Here is a 17453-nt window from a genome sequence, read left to right as displayed (position 1 = left end):
GCTGCGCCGCCGACGGCCCGCGAAACACGTGCTGGTCACTCGCGATCGCCGAACGCGCGAACCCCGGCCGCGACGAGGTCGGGGCCGGGGTTCGCGGCGGGCGGTCAGACGCAGGCGACCGACTGCTGACCCAGGTTGGTCAGCATGGTGCACGCCCACGCCTTCTGGACCTTCCACTTGCCGTCCTCGGCCACGAACGGCACATCGACCACATTGGTCTGACCGTTCACCGTGAAGTTCGCCTTCGCGTTCACACTGTCACCGAAGGAAGTCACCTCGGTGACCTGCACCTGCACATTGGCGTCCTTGGCCGCCTGGGCCAAACGGTTCGGCAGCTCCGGGTCGGCCGAGCCGCCCTGCACGAAGTCCAGCTTCTCCTCGTTGGGTACCGAGGGGTCCAGCGCGGTGTTCAGCTGCGCGTTCAGCTGCTCCACGGTCGGCACCGCGGGCAGGTTCGCGGCGGCCGAGGCCGAGGTCTTCACGCTGGTGGTGGTCTTGGCGGCGGGCTTGTCACCCTTGTCGTCGCTGCACGCGCTCAGGCCAAGTGCGGCGACAACGGCCAGTCCGGCGATCGCGACACGTCCGGTCGTACGAAGCTTCAACTGCTCGTCCTTTGCGTTCGGTGGGAGGGTTCCATCGCGGTTGCCGAGGCTACCGGAGATCGCTCGGCGGGCGGACCGACGGGCAACTTGCGCAGGCGCAGACCGGAGTTCGGCCCCGCCGGCGCGCTCACGCGAGGCTGTCGAGCGGGTCGGCCCCGACCAGGTTCCCGTCGTCGGCGGCGAAGGTCCGCGCCGGGCCGGGGCCGGTCGAACTGGTCTCGAACCGCACCGTCACCACACCGTAGCCCGCGCCCTGCACCCAGCCGTGCCCGAAGTCGGGATGACGCACATCCATGCCCGGAAACCACTGCCCCGCAGGCGGATTCCGTGCCTCCTCGGGCTCCGGTACCGGTGCGGGCTCGGTGACCGGATCGGCGCCCAGATCCTCCGGCACCGCCTGATCCAGTTCCGGGAACAGCGATTCCTGACGCACCAGCGACAATCCGCCGTAGCCGACCCCGACGAGCCGGATCGGGCCGAGTTCGGCCGGATCGATCGCCGAGCGCTGCGCGGCCGCGGACAGGGTGGTCAGGTCGGCGGTGGCGTAGGGCAGGGTGAACGACCTGGTCACGATGCTCATATCGGACTTCTTGAGCTTGAGCACCACGGTCCGGGCGGCGCGGCCGTCGCGCTCGAGCCTGCGGTGCGCGGCCGCCGCCATGGCGGTGACGGCGGCGCGCAGGTCGGGCAGGGTGACGATGTCGCGCTCGTAGGTGTTCTCGGCGCTGATCTGCTTGGCCTCGGCCCGCTCGGCGACCGGGCGGTCGTCGATGCCGCGGGCGAGCCGGTGCAGAGCCGCGCCGACACTGCCGCCCAGGATCGAGGCGGCCTCCGATTCCGGCAGCGCGGCGAAGGCGCCGACCGTCTCGATCCCGAGACTGCGCAACCGGCCCTCGGCCACCGGACCGATCCCCCACAGCTTGCGCACCGGCAGCCCGGCCAGCAGCGCGCCCTGTTCGGCGGGCGAGATCACCCGCATGCCGTCGGGTTTGGCCAGGCCCGAGCCGATCTTGGCCAGCTGCTTGCCGGTCCCGGCGCCGATCGAGGCGGTGAGTCCGGTCCGCGCGGTGACCAGGGCGCGCAACATCGCGCAGTACTGCTCGACCTCGGCGACGCTCGCGCCCGCCAGCTCGGCGGGCTCGGCGAACGCCTCGTCGAACGACAGCGTCTCCAGCACCGGGATCCGGCCGCGCAGGGTGTCGAACACCGCGGCGCTGAGCACCGAGTACACCGCGCCGCGCGGCGGCACCACCACGGCCGACGCCCCGATCAACCGCCGGGCCTGATGCATCGGCATGGCCGAGCGCGCGCCATAGACCCGCGCCTCGTAGCTGGCCCCGGCGACCACCCCGCGCTGTCCCGCCCCGCCGACGAGCACCGGCCTGCCGCGCAGCGTCGGGCGGGTGAGCTGTTCGACCGAGGCGAAGAACGCGTCCATATCGATGTGCAGCACCCAGCGGCGGGCGGTGACCGCCGCATCTGCCCTGGCCGGGACGCCGGCGGTGTCGGCATCGGTGCGCACGCCCGCAATCTACGCGGCGCCGCCGACATATTTCCGACAGCAGGTCGACAGCCGTGGCACAGCGATCACCCAGCCGGATATGTGATGATCGGTGGATGAAGATCCGCAAGGCTGTCATTCCGGCTGCGGGAATCGGCTCCCGGCTCCTTCCGCTGACCAAGGCGACGCCGAAGGAGATGCTGCCGGTCGGCGACAAGCCGGTCATCGAGCACACCGTCCGTGAACTGGTCTCCTCCGGGATCACCGATATCACCATCGTCGTGAGCAGCGGCAAGTCGCTGATCCAGGACCACTTCCGCCCCAACCCGGCGCTGGTCGCGCAGCTACGCGCCGACGGCAAGTCCGCCTACGCCGACGCGGTCGAGGAAGTCGGCGAGCTCTCGCGCGCCGGTCACATCACCTACCTCGACCAGCACGGCCCGTACGGCAACGGCACCCCGGTGCTCAACGCCGCCCGGCACCTCGGCGACGAGCCGATGCTGGTGCTGTGGCCCGACGACGTCTTCGTCGCCGAGGTCCCGCGCGCCCAGCAGCTCATCACCGCCTACGAGTCCACCGGCTGCCCCGTGCTGGCCCTGCTGCCGATGGCACCGGGCGAGTCGCAGCGCTACGGCGTTCCGGTGGTCCGTGAGGACCTCGACAACGGCCTGCTGCGCATCTCCGGCCTGATGGAGAAGCCCAAGCCCGAGGACGCCCCGTCGGCGTTCGCGGCGATCGGCGGCTACGTGGTGACGCCCGGCATCATCGACGAGCTGAGGACGCAGACCGACAACTGGTACACCCACCGGACCGGCGAGGTGTACCTGACCGACGCGATCAACACCTACGCCGCCAACCACGCGGTGTACGGCCAGGTCATCCAGGGTCGCTGGTACGACACCGGCAATCCGGCCGACTATCTGGTCGCCCAGTTCGCCTCCGCGCTGGCCCACCCCGAGTACGGGCCGCTGCTGCGGCAGCTGGTCGACTGACGCTCAGAAGCGCCGGATCGTGAAGATGTCGAATTCCCGCAGGGGATGCAGCCCGACCGGAACGCCCCAGTCGTGGGCGTCGAGGATCTGGCCGAGCCCCGCGTAGATACCGACGTGCGAGCCGTCGCCGTTGAGGATGACGACATCGCCGGGCGCGAGCCCGCGGAAGGTCACCGGCATGCCGACCTTCGCCTGCTCCCAGGTGGTGCGCGGCAGGTCCACCCCGACCTGCCGGAACGCCCACTGCACCAGCGCGGAGCAGTCCCACGAGTGGGGCCCCATGGCGCCCCACTCGTAGGGTTTGCCGATCTGGGTGGCGGCGGCGGTGAGCGCGCCGATCCCGGTCGCGCTGGGTAACGGGAGCGCGCCGGAGCCGCTGGAACTGCCGGACGAGGACCCACCCGAGCCGGACGCGCTCCCGGTCTGCGACCAGGCCGGCCCGGCGAGGACCAGGGTGGTGATGGTGGTGGCGACGAACCCGAAGGCCAACCGTCGCAAGACTTTTCGCCGCATATGCTGTTCCGCCTCCCCGCGTTTCCTACCGGACGTAAGAGCGTGGCGAGCAGCTCGCCGAGCCGACGACCCGGTACCGGGGTGACCCGGCGAACTACCCGTGTTCGGACGAGATCAGACGTAACACACAGCTACTGCCGCCTCAGCGGGTTCCATGCGCATCAGCAGTAACACTGTCGATTGTGCGCGAAGATCACCGGGCTGTCACACACATTCAGCAACTTGTCAGCATCGTTATCATCGGCCGGGCGGACGTACACGAACGGGGCGGGACCGAAAGCCGGTCCCGCCCCGTCGTTGTCGTCGATCAAGCCTTGCGCACGACCGCCTTCACGCCGCCGGTGAGCTCGGCCGCGTCCGCCTCCGCCGCACCGAAATCGAGCGTGGTGGCGAGGACTTCACCGGCGATCAGCTCGCGGTGGGTCTGCGCCCAGGCCAACCGCTCGGCCGGGACCTCCAGGGTGACGGTGATCCGGTCCGACACCTCGAGGCCCTGCGCCTTGCGGGTCTCCTGCAGATCACGGATGAGATCGCGGGCCCAGCCCTCGGCCTCCAGCTCCTCGGTGACCACCGAGTTCAGCACCACCAGACCGGCATTGGCGGGCAGCGCGGCGGTGGACTCGGGTTCGGCGGCCACCAGGCGCTGGGTGTACTCCTCGGGCAGCAGGGTGATCCCGGCGGCGGTGACGACACCCTCGGCGGATTCGCTCCACTCCCCGGCCTTGACCGCCTTGATCACCGTCTGGACCTGCTTGCCCAGCCGCGGACCGGCGGCACGCGCGTTGACGACCAGCTCGAAACGGCCGTGCGCGTCGACATCGGTGGTCAGGTCGACCTTCTTGACGTTGACCTCGTCGGCGATCAGCTCGGCGAACGGCGTGAGCCGCTCGGCGTCGGCCGCGGCGATGGTGACCTCGGCCAGTGGCAGCCGCACCCGCAGGTTCTGTGCCTTGCGCAGGCTCAGCACGGTCGAGCAAACCACCCGCACCTCGTCCATCGCCGCGACCAGCTCCGGATCGTGCGGCAGCTCGGTCTCGGCGGGCCAGTCGGTCAGGTGCACCGAGCGCTCCCCGGTGAGCCCACGCCAGATCACCTCGCTGATCAGCGGCAGCAGCGGCGCGGCGAGGCGGGTGACCACCTCGAGCACCGTGTGCAGCGTGTCCACCGCGTCCCGGTCCTCGGACCAGAACCGCGACCGCGACCGGCGCACATACCAATTGGTGAGCGCGTCGGCGAACGAGCGCAACTCGTCGGTGGCACCGGCGATGTCGTAGCTCTCCAGTGCCTCGGTGATCACGTCCCGGGTGACCGCGAGCTTGGCCAGGATGTACCGGTCGAGCACGTGCGGCGAATCCGTGCGCCACACACCGGGCTTCGAGGCGTAGAGCTGCAGGAAGGTCCACGCGTTCCACAGCGGGCGCAGCGCGTGGCTGACGCCTTCGCGGATGCCGCGCTCGGTGACGATGAGATTGCCGCCGCGCAGGATCGGCGAGCTCATCAGGAACCAGCGCATCGCGTCGGAGCCGTCGCGGTCGAAGACCTCGTTGACGTCGGGGTAGTTGCCCTTCGACTTCGACATCTTCAGGCCGTCGTCACCCAGCACGATGCCGTGCGCGGCAACGGTTTTGAACGACGGCGAGTCGAACAGCGCGGTCGAGAGCACGTGCAGCGTGTAGAACCAGCCGCGGGTCTGCCCGTTGTACTCGACGATGAAGTCGCCGGGGAAGTGACTGTCGAACCACTCCTTGTTCTCGAACGGGTAGTGCACCTGGGCGAACGGCATCGAGCCCGACTCGAACCAGCAGTCGAGCACCTCCGAGACCCGGCGCATGGTCGACTTGCCGGTCGGGTCATCGGGATTCGGCCTGGTCAGCTCGTCGATGTAGGGGCGGTGCAGGTCGGTCGGGCGCACGCCGAAATCGGCCGCCAGCTCGTCGAGCGAGCCGTAGACGTCCAGGCGCGGGTAGGCCGGGTCGTCGGAGACCCACACCGGGATCGGGCTGCCCCAGTAGCGGTTACGGCTGATGTTCCAATCGCGCGCGCCCTCGAGCCACTTGCCGAACTGGCCGTCGCGGATGTGCTCGGGCACCCAGCTGATCTGCTGGTTCAGCTCGACCATCCGGTCGCGGAACTTGGTGACCGCGACGAACCAGGACGGCACGGCCATGTAGATCAGCGGCTGGCCGGAACGCCAGCTGTGCGGGTAGGAGTGCTCGATCGTCTCGTGCCGCAACAGCTTTCCGGCGGCCTTGAGGTCCTTGATGATCACCGGGTTGGCGTCGAAGACCATCAGGCCCTCGTACGGCGGCACCATCGAGGTGAACTTGCCCGCCGGGTCCAGCGGCTGGACGATCTCGATCCCGTTCGCCGAGGCGACGTCCATGTCCTCCTCACCGAACGCCGGGGCGAGGTGGACGATGCCGGTGCCGGAGTCGGTGGTGACGTAGTCGGCGGTGAGCACGCGGTGCGCGTTCGGGTGACCGACGAAGAAGTCGAACGGCGGCGCGTAGGACAGGTCGGCCAGCGCCGCGCCGTCGTACTCGCCGAGCACCTCGGGCTCCTCGCCGAATTCCCGCGCGTAGTGCGAGACCCGTTCGGCGGCCAGCACATAGCGCTTGCCGTCGGCGGCGCGCAGGTGCACGTAGCGCACGTCGGGGTGCACCGCGATCGCCAGGTTGGACGGCAGGGTCCACGGCGTGGTGGTCCAGATCAGCGCGTTCGCGCCGTCGAGTGCGGCGAAGGGGTGCTCGGCGGGCACGCTCAGCACCATGTCGACGGTGACCGCCGGGTCCTGGCGCATCTTGTACGCGTCGTCGAGGCGGGTCTCCTGGTTCGACAGCGGCGTCTGCTCGTACCAGCTGTAGGGCAGCACGCGGAAGCCCTGGTAGATCAGGCCCTTGTCGTAGAGCGACTTGAACGCCCACATCACCGACTCCATGAAGTCGAGATCGAGGGTCTTGTAGTCGTTGTCGAAGTCGACCCAGCGGGCCTGGCGGGTCACGTAGTCGCGCCACTCGCCGGTGTAGCGCAGCACCGAGGACTTACAGGCGGCGTTGAACTCGGCCAGCCCCATCTCGTCGATCTGCGCCTTGTCGGTGATGCCGAGCTGCTTCTCGGCTTCGATCTCGGCGGGCAGGCCGTGGGTGTCCCAGCCGAAGCGGCGGTCGACCTTGTGGCCGCGCATGGTCTGGAAGCGCGGGATCAGGTCCTTGACGTAGCCGGTGAGCAGGTGGCCGTAATGCGGGAGGCCGTTGGCGAAGGGCGGGCCGTCGTAGAAGACGAACTCGGCGTCGCCCTCGCGGTTGGCCAGGCTGGCGCGGAAAGTGTCGTCGCGCGCCCAGTAGTCGAGTACCCGCTGTTCCAGTTCCGGGAACGACGCGCCGGAACCGGCGCCGAAGTCGACCCGGGGGTACGCACCGGTGGTTGTCTCGTCCGCCATCGCGGATCTGCTCCTCGTGCCGCCGCGCCGTCGGCGCGAATCCTGGGCACGGGGACGATGCCGGCGCCGGTGCGCCGTACCGCGGTACCACCCCGTTTGCCCGTTCCGTCCCCGAGGGAGCGGCGCGGGCCTCTCGTTGTGTGAGCTGTGACGGGCTCACCCGTTCGGTTCTACTGAGCGCGAACGCCGTTCTTCCGAAGGCTCCCCGGTGATGGCCGGATCAGTGCCGTGTGTAGTTCGATTCTAACCGGGACCGTCCAGCGGATATTTCGCGCCGTCAGTCCCGCCGGGCGTGTCGGCCGGGTGGGACCGGGTCGTTCTCGGGTTTTCGGGTGGCCAGCGCGCTCACCAGCAGAGTGGCGGCACCGACGACGCAGATCAGAATGCACCCCCACGCCCACAGCACCGAACCGGTGGCGAGCGCCGCGACGAGCAGACCGAAACCGATAGCCGCGAGGACGAGCGTCAAGACGAGCATGCTGACTCCCAAGAACCCGAGCAGCCCGACGAAAGCTGGGCGTTTCCCTGGTCACACGGCGGGCCGTGTGACCAGGGTCCAGTTTACTTGGCGCCCTTGGCGAAGGAGGCAGGAGCCAGACTGTTGGCCGAACCGTTGGTTTCGCCGGCGAACTCGCCACCGTCGACCGGGACGGCCGAGCCGCGGTTCTCCAGCTCCTCCAGCTGCGACTCCAGGTACGACTTCAGCCGCACGCGGTACTCGCGCTCGAAGGTCTTCAGCTGCTCGATGCGGCTTTCCAGCACCGTGCGCTGCTGGGTGATGGTGGCCATGATCTCGGCGTGCTGGCGCTCCGCGTCGGCGGTCAGCGCCTCGGCCTTGTCCTTGGCCTGCCGGATCTGGGTGTCGGAGCGGTTCTGCGCGTCGGTCAGCATCGCGTCGGACTTCTGACGCGCGTCGGCGATCATCGCTTCCGAACGGGTGCGGGCGTCGCCGACCAGTCGCTCGGAGTTTGCCCGCGCGTTCGAGAGCAGGCCCTCGGCCTCGGTCTTGGCGTCGGTGGTGAGCCGGTCGGCCATTTCCTGCGCCAGCGTGAGCACCTTCGCGGCCTGCATGTTCGCGTCCGGGCCCGAGTTGTCGCGCACCGGGGCGGCGACCGGCATCGGCGCAGGCGGTGCGGGTGGCACCGGCGGCGCGATCGGTTCCGGGGCAGGCGGCGGGGCCTGTTGGACAGGCGCCTTGACGGCGTTGACCGGCGCGGACGCGCGGTTCTTCTTGGCGTCGGCCAGCTCGGTGTCGAGTTCGGCGACCCGCTGACGCAGGTCGGCGTTCTCTTCGATCAGGCGCGAGAGCTCCTGCTCGACGAGATCCAGGAAGGCATCTACCTCGTCCTCGTTGTAGCCGCGCTTACCGATCGGCGGTTTGCTGAACGCGACGTTATGCACATCGGCGGGAGTCAGCGGCATCGAAGGATCCCTTCACGCGTCTTTTGGAGAACTAGCAAGCGGTCTTCTCGATTCAGTATGTCACACGGAGGTCACGGGCTGCCCGAGCCTACCCACGATGGACATCAGGATGAACACCACGAAGAGCAGGACCATTATCGACAGATCGAGCCGAATACCCCCGAGATTCACAGGAGGTATCAACCGCCTCAGGAGTTTCACCGGCGGGTCGGTCACCGTGAAGATCACCTCGAGGATGATCACCACCACACCGGTCGGGCGCCAATCGCGCGCGAAACTGCGAATGAACTCGACGATCACCCGGCTGATCAGCAACAGCCAGAAGATGAAAAGCACCAGGTACAGAACCGCGAACAGGGCCACGTCTTCACTCTGCCGCAAAATCGGCGGCGTGCAAAATGGCCGCGCCGCGCAGTGCGCGGGCGGCCATCACGGCGTTGCGGAGGTAGTCGCTATTTCTGGTTGTAGAAGCCGTTTTCGGCGATCCGGCGGCGCTCTTCCGCTGATACGTCGACATCGGCCGGTGAGAGCAGGAACACCTTCGTCGCCACCTTGTCGAACGAACCACGCAGCGCGAACGCGAGCCCGGCCGCGAAATCGACCAGCCGTTTCGCATCGGCATTGCTCAGGTCGACCAGATCCATGATCACCGGGTTGCCCTCACGGAAACGCTCACCGATGATCCTGGCCTCGCTGTAGTCCCGCGGACGCAGCGTGGTGATCTTGGACAAGGGACCTCCGTCCTCGAAGATCCCAGGCCGCCGCGCGGCGGCAGGCTCGGGGCGCATGCGCTCCTCCAGCCTGCGCTCCTCGGCGTCGGGATCGACCGCGAGCGCGCCACGGGTGGAACCGCGCATGCCGGGTGCGACACCGCCCGCCCTGAACGAGCGCCCCGATGACGGCGCGGTCTCGATCCTGGTGGGGCGACGTGGCGTCTCATAACGATCGTCGGCGTAGGTGTCGGCGACGTAATCGTCACGACGCGCCTGGTAGGCCGACTTGTAGGCCGGCTGCGGGTAGTCGTCGGCCTCGTCCTCGAAACGGTCGGCGCCGTATCGGTCTTCGGCGTAGCGGTCGTAGCTGCGCGGACGAGTGCGACCCGCGCGCTCGTCGGCGCCGCGAGGGGCGTGATCGTCGACGTAATCGTCTTCGTACTCGTCGAGCGGAACCATGCCGAAGTACGCCTTGAACTTGTGCAGCGTGCTCATCTGGTCGACCTTCCTTCGGCCCCGGTGGCGGCCGGGTGTTGAAGTTCTTGCTCAGCGCCTCGTCGGCCCAATCGTATGTGTCGAATGTGACTGATGAGGTTTCTTTGCTACGCCGAGGTTATCGGTCGCGCGCCCATCAAGGCGGTACCGACACGCACACACGTCGAACCGTGTTCGACCGCAACTTCCAAATCACCCGACATACCTGCAGAAAGTTCGGTGGCGTCGGCGTGTCGAGCCAGCAGCGAAGTGTGCAAAGTCGCAAGATTCGCAAAGGACGCATCACTGGCGGCGTCAAGGGGCGGAATCGCCATCAGACCGGCCAGATGCAGGCCGGGGGCCTTCGCCACGAGGTCGGCAAGGGCGGGCAGATCGGCCGGTGCGACACCCCCGCGACCGGGGTCGTCGTCCAGGCTCACCTGGAGCAGGACGCGCAGGGGCGCGGTACGCTCGCCGGCTGCCATGGCGTCCTGCGCGGCCCGGTCCAGGGCGGTTGCCAGGCGTTCGCTGTCGACCGAGTGCACGGTGTGCGCCCAGCGTGCCACCGCGCGCGCCTTGTTCCGTTGCAGGCGGCCGATCATGTGCCATTCGACGTCGTCGTAGCCGAGCTCGGTGACCTTGGCCGAGGCCTCCTGCTCCCGCGACTCGCCGAACTCGCGCCTGCCGAGGCCGTAGAGGATGTCGACGTCGGCGGCGGGGAAGAACTTCGTCACCGGCAGCAGCCGGACCGCACCGGCCGGTCGGCCGGCGGCCGCCACGGCGGCATCGATGCGGGCCAGCAGGCCGTCGAGGCGGGCCGAGAGTTCCTGGGCGCGGGTGGTCTCGCGCGCCGCGCTCACGCGGTGGGGTCCATCCAGATCACGCCGGCGATGCGGCCGGTCGGGGCGCCGCGGCGGTGGCTGAACAGGGTCTTGTCCTCGATCGTGCAGCGCGGGTCCAGCGCGATGCCGCCGACGCCCGCCTCGGTGAGCTGCCTGCTGATGCCCGCGCGCAGGTCCAGACCGGGGGTCTTGCGGACCGTGGTGGTGGCGCTGCCGGGCAGGTGGGCCTCGACGTCGGCGCGCATCGCGGCGGGGACCTCGTACTGGCGGCCGGAGGCGGCGGGGCCGAGGAAGGCACCGATTCGCTCGACCCGCGCGCCCACCGACACCATCGCCTCGAGCACCCGCGGCACGATCCCGATCCTGGCGCCGATGCGGCCCGCGTGCACCGCGGCGATGACACCCGCCTCGTCGTCGGAGAGCAGGATCGGCACGCAGTCGGCGGTGAGCACCACCAGGGCGAGGTTCGGCACGGTGGTGACCAGCGCGTCGGTGACCGGGACCGGTTCGGCGCGCGGCCCGTCGACGATCTCCACGGCGCGCCCGTGCACCTGCTCCATCCACACCAGCCGGTCCGGGGTGAGCCCGATCCCCTCGGCCAGCCGAACCCGGTTGCGGCGCACGGCTTCCGGATCGTCGCCGACGTGATCGCCCAGGTTGAACGAGTCGTACGGGGCGGCGGAGAAGCCACCGGCGCGGGTGGTGGTCACCCGGCGAACGGTCACGGTGGGAGGTGCGGAAGTCATGTCTTCGAGCGTAGTGCCGTCCGGGCGGGGTGCGGCGCCCGTGGGTGGTGACGTCGGTCAACCCCGGTGCACCGTGCCGAGCCGGGCGCCGAACAGCCGCGGCGAGCCCGGTCCGCGCGCTGTGGGTTCGGCGTCGCTCGGCACCGAGCACACTCAGCGGCGCGAGGCCGAGGTGCCGGACGGGTCGCTCGGGGCGCTCAGCTCGTCGAGCTTGCGGGCGATGCCCGCGCGACTGGTGAGGCCGAGCTTGCGCAGGACGCGGCCGAGGTGGTCCTCGACGGTGCGGGGACTCAGGTACAGGTGCGCGGCGATGTCCTTGTTCGCGTAGCCCAGCGCCGCCAGGTCGGCGACTTCGCGTTCGCGCCTGGTCAGGATGGTGACGGTGGGTGAGCAGCTGCCGGCCAGGCGGCGCTGGGCCGTGGTGGTCTCGGCCAGCAGGCGCTGCGCGCCCGCGTCGGCGAAAGCCGCCCGCGCCGAGGCGAATCGGCTGGTCGCCTCGCCGAAATCGCCGCGACGGCCCGCGACTGTGCCGGCCAGCAGTTCGGCCTGCGCGCGGTTGACCGCCATTCCAGCGCGGGTGAACGCGGCGATCGCCCGCTCGGCCGCCGCCGCGGCGGCACCGAGATCACCGATGGCGGCGGCATAGTCGGCCATGGCCAACGCGGCCGACCCGACCTGACTGCCCAGACCCCCGTCCGACGTAAAGGCGCCGCCACCCGGACTCTCGTGCGCGGTGCTCCGACTCCCGTCGGCCGGATGCGGCACGTGCGCACCGGCGGCCGAGCCGTCCGGTGCGGTGTGCGGCATGCCGGGAGCACCGCCCGCGACGCGCGCGGCACCGACTACGCGCGGCTGCGGGGCGCGACCCGGACTGCTCGGCAGCTGGTCCCCCGGGGTGGAGCCGTCATCGCCCGCGATGGTTTCCCGGACACCGATGGCCGACATCTGGGACGCCGCTGCGGCGGCCGCCCGGGCGACGAGGTCGGCGGCTCTCGTGAGGTCACCGTCGGCGATGGCGGCATGGGCTGCCCTGGCGAGATGCGTGGGATGCAGCGGGCCGGGGCGGGTGTCGAGGGCGGGCAGGATCGGTGCCGAATCGCCGGGAAGCGCGGAGACGCCGGGCGCCGGAACACCCGGGACCGGCGGAACGGCGGGCGGGCGACCCAGGTCGGGGACCGGGTCGCCGGGCGGGCGACGGTCCGGGGACGGGAGGCCGAGCAGGCGGGCGGTTTCGGCGAGGGTGGTCTCGACGACCTGGCGCCACCAGCGCATGGCGGGGCGCGGCAGGGCGGCGACGGCGTGCCACTGGATGGTGACGGTGTCGGTGGGGGCGGTCAGCAGCAGGGTGCGGAGTTTGACCGCGCCGGCGAAGGAGAGCAGGTCGGGGTGGTGGAAGGTGGTGGCGGCCTCGGTCGCGTCGTCGGCGGCGGCGATCGCGGCGTGCAGGCGACCGAGTTTGGCCAGCGAGTAGGCGCGGACGGTCTGGAGTTCGGCGAGGGCGTAGCTGCGGCCGAAGCGGTGGCTGACCCGGAGGGCGCGGTCGAGGTGGACGAGACCGTCGCGGTCGTGGTCGAGGAAGTAGGCGCACCAGCCCAGGGCCGGGATCGCGTGGACGACCTCGCGGAATCCGGCGTCGGTGAGGTCCTCGAAGGCCCGATGGCACCCGGGATAGAGGTCGGCCGCGGTCCGGATCTGGCCGTCGGCGACGAAACCGAGACAGCGCAACGCCAGCGCGGCGGCACGGACCGCCGGGTCCTCGATCTCGGCGGACCCGAACAGGGCGCCCAGGCGGGCGTGACCCTCGGCGTCGCGGTGGTCCTGCAATTCCAGGATGGCCAGTTCCAGCTGGACCGGGCCGTCACCGGCGCGGCGGGGCAGGGTCGCGGCGGTCGCGAGCAGCGTCCTGGCCTGCTCGACCCGGCCGCACATGCGGGCACACCGAGCCGAGAGCAGCAGCGCTTCCAGCTGGTGGGGGCCCGGTTCGGCGGCGGCCGGGTCGAGCGCCGCCGCCGCGCGCTCGCCCGCGCCGGCCAGCAGCAGCGCCCGGCCGAGCGCCACCGCGTCGGCGAGCGGATCGGTGACCGAGGGCGCGATCCGGTGCGCGAGCGCGAGCCAGCGCGCGGCCGAGGCCGGGGCGTCGGCGAGGACCTGGTCGGCGGCCAGCCGCAATTCGGCTCCCGCGATCTCGTCCCGGCCGAGCAGCGCGTGTTCGAGTTGCGTGGCCCGCGCGGCCATCGGCGCGTCGCGGGCACGCAGGGCCAGGGCGGTGCGGCGGTGGGCCAGCGTCAGCCAGCCCTGCCCGGCCAGGCGGTAGGCGGCGGTGCGGATCAGCGGGTGGACGAAGGTCACCGTGCCGTCGACCGCGCGGACGACCCCGCGCGCGACCAGACCGTCGAGCGCGCCCGCCACCGACGCGGCGGGCAGATCGGCTGTCGCGGACAGCAGTTCGAGGTCGGGCGGCGCACCGCACACGGCGACGGCCTGCGCGACCGACCGTTCGAGCTCGGGCAGCTGGGCCAGTTCCGCGCGGATCGTCCGGTCGACGGCCGCGTAGTCGGTCGACGCGGGATCCGGGTTCTCCCCGCGCAGCGCCCGGTCGAGCTCCCGGTCGGGCAGGTCGGCCAGCAGTGACAGGTACAGCGGATTGCCCTGGGAGGCGTCGAGCAACCGCGCGCGCCGCCGCGGGTCCTCCCCCGGCAGCAGTCCGTCGACATCGACCCGGGTGAACGGCGGCACCCGGACCTGCGCCGAGCGGACCCGCGGCGCCCGCAGCAACCGGGCGATCGACGGCGGACAACCGCCGTCGCGGAACGCCAGGAGCAACCGGAACCCGCCCACCGGCCGATTGCGGATCAGGAAGGCCAGCAGCCGAACCGATTCCGCGTCGGCCCACTGCGCGTCGTCGACGACCAGCAACGTCTCCGCCGCGCCGAGCGCGCGCCGCAGCCACCGGGCGAGCGCGAGGTCGGCCAGCAGTTCCGCCGCGGGCACGGCGGCTTCGGGGTCGTCGACCGGCGGCATCGCGCGACCCGCGTCGGCGAGATCGGCCTCCGGGCGGTGGCCGACCATCGCACCACGCGCCCGGTCCGGGTCGGCGTCACCGAGTTGTTCGACGAGATCGTCGGCGAGATAGCGCGGTTGGGTGCGGGCGTCCTCGGCACCGGTGATCGAGAACACCCGGCACGGTGCGGCCTGGGCGAAATGGGTGATCAAGCGGGACTTGCCGATTCCGGCGGGCCCCTCCACCAGCAGCAGCCAGGGGGCGTCGAGGCCGGTGAACGTCGAGGTCAGGGTGGCGAGTTCGGGAGTTCGGCCGACGAAGGCGCGTTCGATCACCGTCACCACCCCCTCTCCTGCCCGGATTGTCCGGGGTGAGCCTAACCCGGGCCGCCGACGGGCGAATGCCGTGGTTTCCCGGATGCTCCGGAGACGGCCGTGGGGTTGGGTGGGCGAGGCCGATCACCGCCGAAGGGTCCGCGGTGAGGTTCTTCAGAAAGAAGGTTCGCATGACATTCACCGGCAAGGGCAAGGTTTCGCGGTTCGCGCTCGCACTGCTGGCGGTCTCGGCACTCGGTGCCGCGGGCTGCTCGGCCGTGGACAAGGTCACCGAGGTGGCCAAGGACGCGGGCAAGTCCGATACCGCCCGCTCGAAGGTCGGTGACTGCATCAACGTGATCTCGGCGTCGATGATCGACTCCAAGACCGAGCCGGTCGACTGCTCGGCCGAGACCGCCGTCTACAAGGTCGTCCAGGTACACGATCAGAAGGTCGAGTGCCACGAGGACTACACCTCCTACGAGGAGACCTTCGGCAGCGGCGGCACCCTCGCGTTCCTCTGTCTGGCCCCCAACTTCAAGGAGGGCAGCTGCTACAACGAGGGCATGATGACCGGCTACAAGTTCGTGCCGTGCACCGCCACCGAGGCCGACTTCAAGGTCGTCTCGCGGATCGACGGTCAGGTCGACGAGCAGCTGTGCGGCGCGGACGCCGACTCGGTGCTGGTCGTCAACGACCCGAAGACCACGTTCTGCCTGGGCAGCGCCAAGGGCTGAGCCCGTACCTACGAGAAGAGCCCGGACTCCGTTGGGAGTCCGGGCTCTTCTCGTAGGTGGTGCCTATCGGCGCATGAAGATCGGCACTTCGATGTCGTCGTCATCGTCGCCGTCGTCGCCCTGGTCGGGGTTGTTGACGCGGTTCATGGCCTGCTCGGTGACCCGCTGCCGCTCCGATTCCCGGTAGCGCTCGGTGTCGCGGTAGCTCGGCGCGCTGGTGCGCCCGCTCGACACCCCGCTGGTGGCGGGCTCGGTCGCCCGGACCGGTGCCTCGCTGGTGCGCGCCTGGCCGACCTCGCCGGCCCGACCCGCACCGATCGAGCCGGACCCGACCCGGGTGTGCGATTCGGGCGCGGCACGCCGGGACGGACCGCCACCGTCGAAACCGGCCGCGATGACGGTGACGCGCACCTCGTCGCCCAGCGAATCGTCGATGACCGTACCGAAGATGATGTTGGCCTCGATGTGAGCAGCCTCCTGCACCAGCGAGGCCGCCTCGTTGATCTCGAACAGACCGAGGTCGGAGCCGCCGGCGATCGAGAGCAGCACGCCGTGCGCGCCGTCCATCGACGCCTCGAGCAGCGGCGAGTTGATCGCCGTCTCCGCGGCCTTCACCGACCGGCCCTCACCGCGCGCCGAGCCGATGCCCATGAGCGCCGAACCGGCGCCGGACATGACGGACTTGACGTCGGCGAAGTCGACGTTGATCAGACCCGGGGTGGTGATCAGGTCGGTGATGCCCTGGACACCGTTGAGCAGCACCTCGTCGGCCGAGCGGAACGCGTCCATCAGGCTCACCGCCGCGTCGCCCAGCTGCAGCAGCCGGTCGTTCGGGATGACGATGAGCGTGTCGCAGGACTCGCGCAGCAGGTTGATGCCGACCTCGGCCTGGTTGCCACGGCGCTTGCCCTCGAACGAGAACGGCCGGGTGACGACGCCGATGGTCAGCGCGCCCAGCTTCCGGGCGATGCTGGCGACGACGGGCGCGCCACCGGTACCGGTGCCACCGCCCTCGCCCGCGGTGACGAAGACCATGTCGGCGCCCTTGAGCACCTCTTCGATCTCGTCCTTGTGGTCTTCGGCGGCCTTGCGGCCGACTTCCGGATCGGCACCGGCACCGAGGCCGCGGGTCAGCTCGCGGCCGACATCCAGCTTGACGTCGGCATCGCTCATCAGCAGGGCTTGGGCGTCGGTATTGACCGCGATGAACTCGACTCCCTTGAGTCCCTGTTCGATCATTCGGTTGACGGCGTTCACGCCGCCGCCGCCGATACCGACGACCTTGATCACCGCAAGGTAGTTGTGCGGGGGCGTCATGGGCTCTCGCCTTCCTTCGATCTTAAACCCTCAACCTCAACCATAGGGTTGGCGTTATGTCAAGTATCCGACTGCTGCGGAACGCTATTCGCAGCCACTGCGATCCCGGCGCAGGCGCGCCGAGACGAGAGCCAGAATCTTGTGCCACAAAGAGTGTCGCTCACTTTACCGTGACCAGATTCGGACTCGACACGTCGAACACGGTCCCCTCACGGGTCAGCAGCGGCAACACGACGGCAGCTTTGCGCTCGCCGTCGCCCGTGCCGCCCCACACTACCTTCCTACCGTCACGTAGGTTCAACGAGACGTCCGAAATCGACCGCGCGACAACCTCGCCCACCTGCACCGACAGCGCGGGCGGCAGCGTGACCAGCACATCCACCGCGGCCCTGGCCGCCGGGGGCCCGGTGAAGGACCCCTCGGTGAGCAGCTTCGGCACCCCGATCGGCGGTGCGGGCTCGATCGCGAATTCGACGCTCTCGGCGTCGATCAGGTGCGCGCCGTCCGGTGATTCGATGTACAGCACCGGTGTTCGTTCCACCACGCTCACCAGCACGGTGGAGGGGAACGTGCGCTGCACCCGGACCGAGCGCACCTTCGGAATCGCGGCCACACGCTGGGCGATCGAGGTGGTGTCGATGCGCAACATCGAACGGCCGTCCGGGATTTCGAGCCGTCCGCGGACTTCTTCCTCGGAGACCGCGACCAAGCCGTCGACGCGCACGGTACGCACGGACAACACCGGGGTGAACCAGGCGAGAACAACGAGCACCGTCACCACGAGGAGACCGACCACCGTCCAGAGGCGGTAGCCGCGCCACCCGCGCGCGGCGGGCATCG

15 protein-coding genes are annotated in these 17453 nt (G+C 70.1%); 2 read left to right on the top strand and 13 right to left on the bottom strand.

Translation table 11 applies throughout. From position 1 onward, the window contains the following. Positions 1–104: 104 nt before the first annotated feature. Together ACFVW6_RS33780 and ACFVW6_RS33775 are read right to left on the bottom strand one after the other, a co-directional pair. A complete protein-coding gene (locus tag ACFVW6_RS33780) occupies positions 105–602 on the bottom strand; it encodes a hypothetical protein (RefSeq protein WP_357349174.1) in 498 nt (165 codons plus the stop codon). A 127-nt stretch (positions 603–729) separates the two neighbouring features. After that, positions 730–2124: a DNA polymerase IV gene (locus ACFVW6_RS33775; RefSeq protein WP_378833584.1), complete on the bottom strand. Its 1395-nt coding sequence runs from the start codon at positions 2122–2124 to the stop codon at positions 730–732. A 95-nt stretch (positions 2125–2219) separates the two neighbouring features. On the opposite strand from ACFVW6_RS33775, the gene ACFVW6_RS33770 reads away from it, so the two are divergent. Next, complete coding sequence (locus tag ACFVW6_RS33770; protein ID WP_355284362.1) at positions 2220–3095, top strand: UTP--glucose-1-phosphate uridylyltransferase; 876 nt, start codon at positions 2220–2222, stop codon at positions 3093–3095. Between the two features lie 3 nt (positions 3096–3098). On the opposite strand, the gene ACFVW6_RS33765 is transcribed toward ACFVW6_RS33770, so the two are convergent. The 9 genes from ACFVW6_RS33765 to ACFVW6_RS33725 all read right to left on the bottom strand — a co-directional run bounded on the left by ACFVW6_RS33765 (position 3099) and on the right by ACFVW6_RS33725 (position 14586). Further along, the gene (locus tag ACFVW6_RS33765; protein ID WP_365016376.1) at positions 3099–3608 is read right to left on the bottom strand and encodes an NlpC/P60 family protein; all 510 of its coding nucleotides are present in this window, start codon (positions 3606–3608) and stop codon (positions 3099–3101) included. 307 nt (positions 3609–3915) lie between these two features. Next, entirely contained in the window at positions 3916–7047 is a 3132-nt protein-coding gene (gene ileS, locus ACFVW6_RS33760; protein ID WP_378833586.1) for an isoleucine--tRNA ligase, read from the bottom strand. Positions 7048–7324: 277 nt separating this feature from the next. Further along, entirely contained in the window at positions 7325–7525 is a 201-nt protein-coding gene (locus tag ACFVW6_RS33755) for a hypothetical protein (protein ID WP_355284370.1), read from the bottom strand. Positions 7526–7608: 83 nt separating this feature from the next. Further along, positions 7609–8469 (bottom strand): DivIVA domain-containing protein, encoded by an 861-nt coding sequence (locus tag ACFVW6_RS33750; RefSeq protein WP_355284373.1) that lies wholly within the window; start codon positions 8467–8469, stop codon positions 7609–7611. A gap of 60 nt (positions 8470–8529) precedes the next feature. Next, complete coding sequence (locus tag ACFVW6_RS33745) at positions 8530–8832, bottom strand: YggT family protein (RefSeq protein WP_019046242.1); 303 nt, start codon at positions 8830–8832, stop codon at positions 8530–8532. 89 nt (positions 8833–8921) lie between these two features. Next, positions 8922–9677 (bottom strand): cell division protein SepF, encoded by a 756-nt coding sequence (locus tag ACFVW6_RS33740; RefSeq protein ID WP_355284375.1) that lies wholly within the window; start codon positions 9675–9677, stop codon positions 8922–8924. 107 nt (positions 9678–9784) lie between these two features. Next, a complete protein-coding gene (locus tag ACFVW6_RS33735; protein WP_365016380.1) occupies positions 9785–10516 on the bottom strand; it encodes a YggS family pyridoxal phosphate-dependent enzyme in 732 nt (243 codons plus the stop codon). Continuing rightward, positions 10513–11244 (bottom strand): peptidoglycan editing factor PgeF, encoded by a 732-nt coding sequence (gene pgeF / locus ACFVW6_RS33730; RefSeq protein WP_355284381.1) that lies wholly within the window; start codon positions 11242–11244, stop codon positions 10513–10515. Before pgeF ends, ACFVW6_RS33735 begins: the two co-directional genes overlap by 4 nt. 153 nt (positions 11245–11397) lie before the next feature. Beyond that, positions 11398–14586 (bottom strand): AAA family ATPase, encoded by a 3189-nt coding sequence (locus ACFVW6_RS33725; protein ID WP_378833588.1) that lies wholly within the window; start codon positions 14584–14586, stop codon positions 11398–11400. A 164-nt stretch (positions 14587–14750) separates the two neighbouring features. Here ACFVW6_RS33725 and ACFVW6_RS33720 point away from each other — a divergent pair, with 164 nt between their 5' ends. Continuing rightward, complete coding sequence (locus ACFVW6_RS33720) at positions 14751–15296, top strand: hypothetical protein (protein ID WP_355284854.1); 546 nt, start codon at positions 14751–14753, stop codon at positions 15294–15296. Positions 15297–15359: 63 nt separating this feature from the next. Here the strand turns inward: ACFVW6_RS33720 and ftsZ are convergent, their stop codons facing one another. Both ftsZ and ACFVW6_RS33710 read right to left on the bottom strand, forming a co-directional pair. Further along, positions 15360–16613: a cell division protein FtsZ gene (gene ftsZ / locus ACFVW6_RS33715; RefSeq protein ID WP_355284856.1), complete on the bottom strand. Its 1254-nt coding sequence runs from the start codon at positions 16611–16613 to the stop codon at positions 15360–15362. A 160-nt stretch (positions 16614–16773) separates the two neighbouring features. Next, positions 16774–17451: a cell division protein FtsQ/DivIB gene (locus ACFVW6_RS33710; protein ID WP_378833591.1), complete on the bottom strand. Its 678-nt coding sequence runs from the start codon at positions 17449–17451 to the stop codon at positions 16774–16776. Positions 17452–17453 lie beyond the last annotated feature (2 nt).

Origin of the sequence: Nocardia sp. NPDC058244, assembly GCF_042882065.1 — a bacterium.
In the GTDB taxonomy this organism is placed as follows: Bacteria; Actinomycetota; Actinomycetes; order Mycobacteriales; family Mycobacteriaceae; genus Nocardia.
This window is presented reverse-complemented; position numbering and strand designations above follow the sequence as displayed.

Bases quoted from the DNA above. Each gene is read 5' to 3' on its own strand.
- ACFVW6_RS33770 (WP_355284362.1), top strand. From the start codon at position 2,220: ATGAAGATCCGCAAGGCTGTCATTCCGGCTGCGGGAATCGGCTCCCGG.
- ACFVW6_RS33765 (WP_365016376.1), bottom strand. From the start codon at position 3,608: ATGCGGCGAAAAGTCTTGCGACGGTTGGCCTTCGGGTTCGTCGCCACC.
- ileS (WP_378833586.1), bottom strand. From the start codon at position 7,047: ATGGCGGACGAGACAACCACCGGTGCGTACCCCCGGGTCGACTTCGGC.
- ACFVW6_RS33755 (WP_355284370.1), bottom strand. From the start codon at position 7,525: ATGCTCGTCTTGACGCTCGTCCTCGCGGCTATCGGTTTCGGTCTGCTC.
- ACFVW6_RS33750 (WP_355284373.1), bottom strand. From the start codon at position 8,469: ATGCCGCTGACTCCCGCCGATGTGCATAACGTCGCGTTCAGCAAACCG.
- ACFVW6_RS33740 (WP_355284375.1), bottom strand. From the start codon at position 9,677: ATGAGCACGCTGCACAAGTTCAAGGCGTACTTCGGCATGGTTCCGCTC.
- pgeF (WP_355284381.1), bottom strand. From the start codon at position 11,244: ATGACTTCCGCACCTCCCACCGTGACCGTTCGCCGGGTGACCACCACC.
- ACFVW6_RS33720 (WP_355284854.1), top strand. From the start codon at position 14,751: ATGACATTCACCGGCAAGGGCAAGGTTTCGCGGTTCGCGCTCGCACTG.
- ftsZ (WP_355284856.1), bottom strand. From the start codon at position 16,613: ATGACGCCCCCGCACAACTACCTTGCGGTGATCAAGGTCGTCGGTATC.
- ACFVW6_RS33710 (WP_378833591.1), bottom strand. From the start codon at position 17,451: ATGCCCGCCGCGCGCGGGTGGCGCGGCTACCGCCTCTGGACGGTGGTC.